We start from the raw sequence: 9007 nt of genomic DNA on the forward strand, positions 1-9007 counted from the left end.
AACAATACAGCATCAGATAAAGGAAGTGCAATATACTCAGATAACGAAAAAACTCCAGTAAATTACTGTATTTTTATAAATAATGGAGGAAGCACTATACATTTCGAAGATGATTCATGGTTTATTAGTGATACTTTAAATGCAGATTACAACTGGTTTGGAAACAATATTAGCAACTATAATGCTGCACCTCCAGTTTCTGAGAAGGTCTTATGCAATTACTGGTATTTCCTGGACATGACAATGGCTGACGGCATTGCAAATATCAAGTTAAACAACATATATGATAAGGAAAATTCCAGAATACTCACCGGACAACCTTACGGATTGCCGCAAATAAATCTGACATTAACAAATGAAAACCTGGATGTTGCAGATAATGTATCCCTTGATGAAAACGGAGTGGCTCAAGTAGCATACATCCCTAAGGCGACTCAAACATCACTTACAGCCCATTATGATGCAGCGCAAATCACTGTGAACAAAAATTATCTGGAGAGCACTGTGACAATTGGAGATAAGGATGAATTCACCTATGGAAACGTTTCAATCGAATTCAGCGTGGAAAATCCTACAACCATTGAAATTATAATCATAAATGAGGATAATGAAACAGTATTCAACACAACAACTGATGAAAGAATTGTTAACCCTGATTTAGCTGTAGGAACATACACAACAACAATAACAAACATTGGAAATGATAACGTTCTTCAAAGCAATGGCACAAAAACATTCAATGTGAACAAGAGAACTCCAAAAATAAGTGTTGTTGCAAATGATGTAACATATCCTGGAAATTTAATGGTGAATATTACTAGTGATGTAACTGGAAAATACGCTGTTAAAGTTGGAAATCAACAAAAAGAAATCAATTTAACTGCCAATATAATAAGAAACATTACATTTATAGGATTATCCGCAAAAGAATACCTCATAAATGTAACCTATACTGAAACAGAAAACTACACAAGCGCAACAAACAATACAACCAAAATAAACGTCTTAAAAGCAACACCAACAATAACAGTAAATGCTGAAAATGTAACCTATTCTGGAGACCTGATCGTAAACGTTACCAGCGATGTTGACGGCAGATACACCTTAAAAGTAGGTGACAAAGAACAGGATATTAATCTAATTGCTAATGTTGTTGAAAAAGTAACATTTACCGGCTTATCCGCAAAAGAATACACAATCAACGTAACATACAACGAAACAGAAAACTACACAAGCGCAACAAACAACACCGTCAAAGCAAGCGTCTTAAAAGCAACACCAACAATAACAGTAAAAGCAGAAAACACAACATATCCTGGCGATGTAATAATTACCATCAACACTGATACTAACGGCAAATACAATATAACTGTTGGAAACCAAACCAAAGATGAAACATTAAATTCCGGCACAAATACAATAACATTCACAGGCATTAAAGCTGGAAACTACACAATAACTGTAAAATATGGTGAAACAGAAAACTACACTTCAGCAATAAACAATAAAGTCAAAGTAAGCGTTCTAAAAGCAACACCAACAATAACAGTAAACACAGAAAACGTAATTTACCCTGGAGACTTGATTGTAAATATAAGCAGTGATGTAACCGGCAAATACACCGTAAAAATCGGAAATCAACAAAAAGAGATTGATTTAATTGCCAATATCCTAGGAAACATTACATTTACAGGATTATCCGCAAAAGAATACATCATCAACGTAACCTATACTGAAACAGAAAACTACACTTCAGCAACAAACGACACAGTCAAAGCAAACATCCAAAAAGCAACACCAACAATAACAGTAAATACCGAAAATGTAACCTATCCTAGTGATGTCATAATCACCATCAAGATTGATACATCAGGAAAATACAATATAACTGTTGGAAACCAAACCAAAGAGGAAACATTGAACGCAGGCACAAATACCATAACATTCACAGGCGTTAAAGTTGGAAACTATACAATAACCGTAAAATATGGTGAAACTGAAAACTACACAAGCGCAATAAATGACACCGTTAAAGTTAGTGTGCTGAAAAACGAAGCTTTCGAACCAGAAATAACCGCAATAAACACTGCAAACGAAACTGTAATAACATTCTCATTCCCTGAAGATGCAACAGGAAAGGTTACAGTGATAGTTGGCGGCAAACAATACAACGCACCAGTAGAAAACGGCAAGGCAACAATAACCACACCGCTCATTCCGCTTGACAGTACTGTGGACTTTGAATACACAGGTGATGAAAACTATCCTGCAAAATCCAAGAAAACAAGCATTGCAAATGTCACAGCAATCATAAAAGCAACTGACATGACCCGAGGATACAACAGCGGAGTGGACTATCAAGTAACAGTCGTTGACGGAAACGGAAATCCAATGGCTAAAAAACAGGTCATATTCACCATAAACGGCAACAAATACAATGCCACAACCAATGATGAAGGTATTGCTGTTCTAAACATCAAATTGGCCATAGGAACACACACAGTGACAACTGTAAATCCATTAAACAACTACAATGTCACTAAAACCGTTAAAATCACTACCAGAATCACTGGAAACAAGAATGTGGACACATACTATGCCAAAAACTATGCATACAATCTTCGCATCATAGGAGATGATGGAAAACCTGTCGGATCAAATGTTGCAGTCAAAGTAACTGTAAACGGTAAAGTGCAAACATTAAAAACTGACAAGAATGGTTACATTACCCTGAAATTCACTAAAAACTACATTCCAAAAACATACACAGTAACTGCCGAATACAAAGGAATCAAAGTGACCAACAAGGTAAAAGTAAATCAGATTATAACCCTCAAAAAGGTCAAAATCAAAAAATCAGCCAAAAAACTTGTACTAAAAGCCACATTAAAAGAAGGCAAAAAAGCACTTAAAAACAAAAAAGTGACCTTCAAATTCAAAGGCAAAAAATACAAGGCAAAAACCAACAAAAAGGGTATTGCAAAAGTAACCATCAAAAAATCAGTGCTCAAAAAACTCAAAGCAGGCAAAAAAGTAACATACCAAGTTACCTACCTAAAAGACACTGTCAAAAAAACTGTAAAAGTTAAAAAATAGAGAATGTCTATAATTCTCTATCTTTTTTTATTATTATTTGAACCTGAACCTAATTTATTTATATTTTGTATTCGAAAAAATAATATTAATGAATCGAGGGACAGACTATGAATTTTAAAAAGATTATATTGATTAGCGTTTTCCTGTTGGCAATTCTTACAATAGGATCGGTAAGCGCAAATGACAATATGACAGAAGAACTTTCAAGCATTGATGATGAAGTCACTGCTGAAATAGATGACTTGGATACGGAATTAACTGAAGAAAATGAAGCGGGAAATAGCACATTTGCCGACTTGAATCAATTAATATCCGAGTCTGAAGATTCAGTTGTCTTAAAGCACGATTACAGTTTTAATTCAACACGAGATGAGGGATATAAAAGTGGTATTGTAATTCAAAAAAGCAACCTGGTTATCGATGGTGCCGGCTACACAATTGACGGAAAAGGCCTTGCCTGCATGTTTAATGTAACCGGAACAAACGTTGCCTTCAAAAACATCAACTTTGTAAACGGTTTTTCAGAAAATGAAGGTGGAGTGTTACATATTACCGGAAATGAATCCAGCATAATCAACTGTACTTTCACAAACAATAAGGCCGATGTCGAAGCGGCGGCGATATTCCTAAAATCCGCGAATGCAACAATCATGGATTCAAAATTCATAAACAACTCAGCATTCTACACTGGTGCACTGCTTGTAAAAGGAGAAAATACCATTATAGACAACTGCCTTTTCAAAGACAACTTTGCATACATAAGCGCCGGAGCTGTCGGATGGTCCTATAAGAAAAATGGAATCATCAAAAATTCAATATTCATAAACAACAGCGCTGTTAATGAAGGAGGAGGAGCAATATTCTGGAATAGTGCCACAAACGGCCAAATCATCAACTCAAGATTCTACAACAACACCGCAAAGCCTGACGGAGGAGCAATTTTCATTAGAAATGCAACCAACTTCCAAATCATCGATTCAACATTTGAAGCAAATAATGCAACCAACCACACCATCGATTCAACATTTAATAAAAACAATGCAACTGGAAAAGGCGGAGCGGTCTACTGGTTTGAAGGAAACGGAACAGTCATCAATTCCACATTCAACAGAAATTATGCTGAAGAAGACGGAGGAGCAATCTATTTAAGAGTTCAAAACGGAATACTGAAAGATTCCAATTTCACAGGCAACAAAGCCTATTATAACGGTGCAGTATACCTGAACAGCATTGAAGGAACCGTATACGACTGCATCTTCATAAACAACACTGCAACAGACAGTGCAGGAGCGCTTGGATGGGTTAAAAAGGAAAACGGTACAATTGCATATTGTAAATTTGCAGACAATTCAGCACCACGCGGAGGAGCAATTTTCCTAAACAACGGAACCGAATTCTACATTAGAAACTCAGTCTTTGAAAACAACAATGCAAGCAAGCATGGAGGAGCCATCTTCTGGGACAGCGGAAACGAAGGAAGAATTATAGGATGTCAATTCAAAAACAATAATGCAAGCGAATTTGGAGGGGCAATCTGCTGGAACAACACTGAAAACGGATACATATCACACAGCCAATTTGACAACAATAAAGCTCATGAGGGCGGAGCGATATACTTCAGCGGATCCAAAGGAACAATATCCTATTCCAGTTTCACAAACAACACTGCCGTTTCAGGAGGAGCAATATACAACAACGGCACAATTAGCATCAACAGCGATGAATTTGCAAACAACAACCCAAATGACATTGCAGGAAACGGAAAAGTAAAATACAATGTAGGGTTTGAAATAGATGCAGTCGACAACGAATACGGTAAAACCGTTAAGATCATTGTTACATTAACCTGTGATGCTGGAACCGTAAACAACGGTACAGTTTCAGTCATTTTAAACAATACCACATACGAAAGCAATGTAAGCAATGGCACTGCAACAATTGAAATTCCTAACCTGAATGCAGGAAACTATGACCTTAACATAACATACACCGGCGATACAACATATAACGACTACACAAAAAAATACAACCTGATTATCAGCAAACAGGATGTTGAAATTACCGGAAAGGCCAGAAGCTATGTTATCAATTACGGCGGAAAGTACTCCGTTACCGTTAAAGGACTTGCCGGTGCAAAAGTGATGTTCAGATTATCCAATAAAGTTATCGTGTCTGCAATTACAGATGCAAACGGCATTGCAAGCATTACATTGACTCCGCAAATGCTTAAAGCCGCAAAAGCAGGTAAAAAGAATCTATTGATAACATTAGATGATGCCAATTATCGGGCAGCGGCAAGCTTTAAAATCACAATCAACAAGGAAAAAACCAAAATGACCGCCAAGGCAAAGGCATTCAAAAGAAATGTCAAGGCCAAAAAATACACAATAACCCTGAAAAACAGTAAGGGAAAGGCAGTCAAGAAAGTTAAAGTTACCTTAAAAGTCAATGGCAAAACCTATAAGGCAACCACAAATGCCAAAGGCAAGGCCACCTTTAAAATAACTAAATTGACTAAAAGAGGCAAATACACCGCTAAAATTAACTTCAAGGAAAATGCTTACTATAAGGCATCCTCCAAAAAAGTAAAAATCACTATCAGATAAGGATTTGAATCAAATCCTTGTCACTTATTTTTTTAAATCTATATCACTTAACTGATTTTTACATGATTAATAACTCAAATCAATTAAATTAAAAGTAACCATCAAAATTATTAGAAGAAATTATAAAAATAGTAAAATAATTATAGCCAAAATCAATTAAAGACATAGCTATAATTTTCTTGCAAACATCAGATATCCGCTGTGGCCAACCATGCGTGTCTTTGGCCTGACCCCCTGAGTCCTGACTTCAAGACCACGCTCCAGGGTTTCAAATATTTCAATATTATAAAAGCCCAGTTTTTTGGCAACGCGATAGGATGTTTCCGCCTGGTCAACATAAGGCGCATAAACGCAAAGCCATCCGCCGACATTCAACGCCTCCAAAACATCCTCAAATATCTCAAAAGGCTTAGGCAAATCCAAAAAGATCAAATCGATATTGTCCTCATCGATTCCATCCTTGATGTTCTGGTTTTTGACATGAATGTTTTCAATCCCGAACCTTTCAATGTTCTTCCGGGCGACTTCGGCAAAGTCCTCCCTGATTTCATAGGTAAAAACCTCACCTTCAGGCCCCACCACATTTCCGAAGTTAAGGGCTATTGCTCCTGCACCGGTTCCCGCATCGACTACACGGCAGCCCGCACCCAAACCGGAATGGGCCAGGACCTGTCCGATGTCCTTTTGAATCAGTATTGAACATCTCCTGTCCATAATGTCAATGAAATCATTGATGTTTGGCTTCATAATCTTAAATGTGTGGTCAAGGTGGCTTTTGACTTCATCGCCTACCTCTGCATCATCCAAAACATCTGCTTTGATGATTCCCAAGTCGCTTTGAAACTCTTCGCCAGGCTTTAAAACGTACTTTTTTCCACGTTCATCCAAAATCATCTTCATAATTCAATCTCCGCAAGTCTTTTTACCCTTTTCAGGGAATCAGGGTGAGTGGACAACAGTTCCATGATTCCGTTGGTCTTTGAAATCTTGACTTCAGAATTTGCCAATCTTCTCAGCTCCTCATCGGAAATCCTTCCGTCACCGTCAAAGTCTATTTGCTGGAAATCGGTAACGTCATGCTGTGCATTGTTGACGTCGTTTACAAAGAATGCCCTGTTGGTATTTACCTCATCAATTGTTTCCTTGGAACATCTTGCAGCCCCATATGACAATTTGTAAAGTGCAGACACCAATGCAGCAGGCCTGTTTCCATATTCAACGCTTGCCGCATCTGCATAATATTCACGGGTTCTTGAGATGAACAGCACGAGCAATTGACCTATTAGATAGAATACATATCCCAATAATCCGATAAGGATTCCTCCACCGTTGTCGTTGTCTGAAAACATGAAGGACAGTGCAATATAATAACATATCATAGGAATGACGCTTACTGCCGCAGTAACCGCCATGTCATTGTGCTTGATGTGACCCATCTCATGGCCCAAAACCGCCTTCAGCTCATCACGGTCAAGCAACCCCAAGATTGGACGGGTGATTGCAATGTGTCCGCTTCTGCTTGTTCTGCCATAAGCAAAAGCGTTTGGAATGTTGATTTCTGACAAACCTATTTCCGGCTTTGGAACGCCTGCGGCATCAGCCAATTCCTGAACCATCTGATGGATGTGCGGGGCTTCAGCTTCAGACAACGGCCTTACGTTCATTGAACGTTTGACAAGATTCGGACCATACCAGTACTGCAGGAATGAAATTATTAAACTTATTCCAAAGAAGAATTTCCAACTGCTGATTCCCAGAAACCTTCCAACAAACATCAAAAAGAAATAAATAATCGTAAACATTATTACGGATGTCAAAATCATCCTTAACCTGAGTCTCCATGTGCTTATCATTTTTAACACCTTAAATTTTTTCATACATTAGTTTTCAAATGCTCTCTTAACCTATATATTAATTGATTTTCATATATTAAAAAAGTAATCAAAAAATAATTTAACAACATAGTACATATACTTAACTTTGAACTACCTCGACTTTGTAGAAGTCGAGGATTCCTAGATTTGTTTTTTGTGCCACTTGTTTATTTGGCGTTTTCTAGGCTATTCCCGTAGTCCCACCGGTTCAAAATATTAATAGCGGCGTTAATGTCACGGTCTAGTGTTTTACCGCAGTTTGGACATTTCCATTTTCGTGTTTTCACATCTAATTCATGGTTGATGTTTCCGCAAAAATGACATTTTTTACTGGTATATTTTGCATCTACAAATACTACGCCTTCTGCTTGAGGTTTGTGCCTAGCGAATTTGTTTTGTAGTTTAGTTATGAATTTTGTGAGTGGAAACACCATGTTTTGCTCGCCACCAATCAATATTTTAATTTTTGAGTAATTTTTCTCAAATACTATGGTATCATATTTTTTGACCATTTCTGTTGAAAGTTTCTCTATGTAGTCGTCAAGTTTATTGGATCGTTGATGATACCATTTTAATAGTCTGATTTTCTGTTTTTTCCATTTTTTGCTTCCATTTGTGCATTTGGCCATTATCCGGTTGATTAATTTGACCATTTGGTTTTCATGGTCAATGTCAAAGTATTCCTTTTCCTCATCGCTTGTGACCAGCCAGCCGTTTACATTTGAATTAATATCACAACCTACATTTTTACCTGTTAGTTCCCATTCTTCTTCAGTGAAATCCATGTTGAATGTTGCAAAGTAGTCTATTCCATCAAAGGAGATTGTTACATTGTTGAATTTTGTATTTTTGTCGTTTAGTATTTGGAAGTATTCTTGGCTTGTGTGGAATTTTACTTTGCCATATTTTCTCAGAATCATTTTATTTTTTTGGATGATTCTAATGTCTTGTCTTATTGTTTGTCTGAATGCTAGTTTACTTGTTTTCTTTTTGTGAAAATGGGGTTTATTGAAGTGTGATGGATTTTTAAAGAAATTATCAAATGATGTAGCCAAGTCTCTTATTTCCTGTTGGAGACTTGTTGATTCTACATCCTCCAAATAAAAGAATTCCTTCTTGACTTCATTTAGTAGTTTATTTAAGAAAGTAAATGTGGGTCTTAGGTTGGAATCTTTACTGTGCATTTTATTGTATTTGTCAAGAACGACATTATGGGCCTTGCGACAGCAACCAAAATTCCTATGAAACATATCCTTCTGCTCCCGAGTAGGATAAATCTTAACCTTAATTCCCTTTTTAACATCCACCATAACATAAAACACCACACTATTAACCCATCTTCACATAATAGTACAATTTATGCTCCATTAATATATAAAGATACCCAGAGAGCATTTGAAAAGTAATATCGCCCACAAAAATCAACTAAAA

5 protein-coding genes are annotated in these 9007 nt (G+C 36.9%); 2 read left to right on the forward strand and 3 right to left on the reverse strand.

The window, feature by feature from the left end; all coding sequences use genetic code 11:
• Together QZ138_RS10545 and QZ138_RS10550 are read left to right on the forward strand one after the other, a co-directional pair.
• A partial coding sequence (locus QZ138_RS10545; RefSeq protein ID WP_292888990.1) for an Ig-like domain-containing protein occupies positions 1–3096 on the forward strand: 3096 nt, incomplete at its 5' end.
• A 107-nt stretch (positions 3097–3203) separates the two neighbouring features.
• The gene (locus QZ138_RS10550; protein WP_292888991.1) at positions 3204–5702 is read left to right on the forward strand and encodes an Ig-like domain repeat protein; all 2499 of its coding nucleotides are present in this window, start codon (positions 3204–3206) and stop codon (positions 5700–5702) included.
• Between the two features lie 168 nt (positions 5703–5870).
• On the opposite strand, the gene QZ138_RS10555 is transcribed toward QZ138_RS10550, so the two are convergent.
• From QZ138_RS10555 to QZ138_RS10565, 3 genes are all read right to left on the reverse strand, one after another.
• A complete protein-coding gene (locus tag QZ138_RS10555; RefSeq protein WP_292888992.1) occupies positions 5871–6602 on the reverse strand; it encodes a tRNA (adenine-N1)-methyltransferase in 732 nt (243 codons plus the stop codon).
• Positions 6599–7555: a zinc metalloprotease HtpX gene (locus tag QZ138_RS10560; RefSeq protein ID WP_292888993.1), complete on the reverse strand. Its 957-nt coding sequence runs from the start codon at positions 7553–7555 to the stop codon at positions 6599–6601. The genes QZ138_RS10555 and QZ138_RS10560 overlap by 4 nt, the downstream gene beginning before the upstream one ends.
• Before the next feature lie 188 nt (positions 7556–7743).
• Entirely contained in the window at positions 7744–8886 is a 1143-nt protein-coding gene (locus QZ138_RS10565) for an RNA-guided endonuclease TnpB family protein (RefSeq protein WP_292888994.1), read from the reverse strand.
• Positions 8887–9007: the final 121 nt, after the last annotated feature.

This window comes from Methanobrevibacter sp. UBA212, assembly GCF_905233225.1.
Taxonomy (GTDB): domain Archaea; phylum Methanobacteriota; class Methanobacteria; order Methanobacteriales; family Methanobacteriaceae; genus Methanocatella.

Excerpts from the sequence above, each read along its gene's own strand:
- QZ138_RS10560 (WP_292888993.1), bottom strand. The coding sequence starts at position 7,555 with ATGATAAGCACATGGAGACTCAGGTTAAGGATGATTTTGACATCCGTA.
- QZ138_RS10550 (WP_292888991.1), top strand. The coding sequence starts at position 3,204 with ATGAATTTTAAAAAGATTATATTGATTAGCGTTTTCCTGTTGGCAATT.
- QZ138_RS10565 (WP_292888994.1), bottom strand. The coding sequence starts at position 8,886 with ATGGTGGATGTTAAAAAGGGAATTAAGGTTAAGATTTATCCTACTCGG.
- QZ138_RS10555 (WP_292888992.1), bottom strand. The coding sequence starts at position 6,602 with ATGAAGATGATTTTGGATGAACGTGGAAAAAAGTACGTTTTAAAGCCT.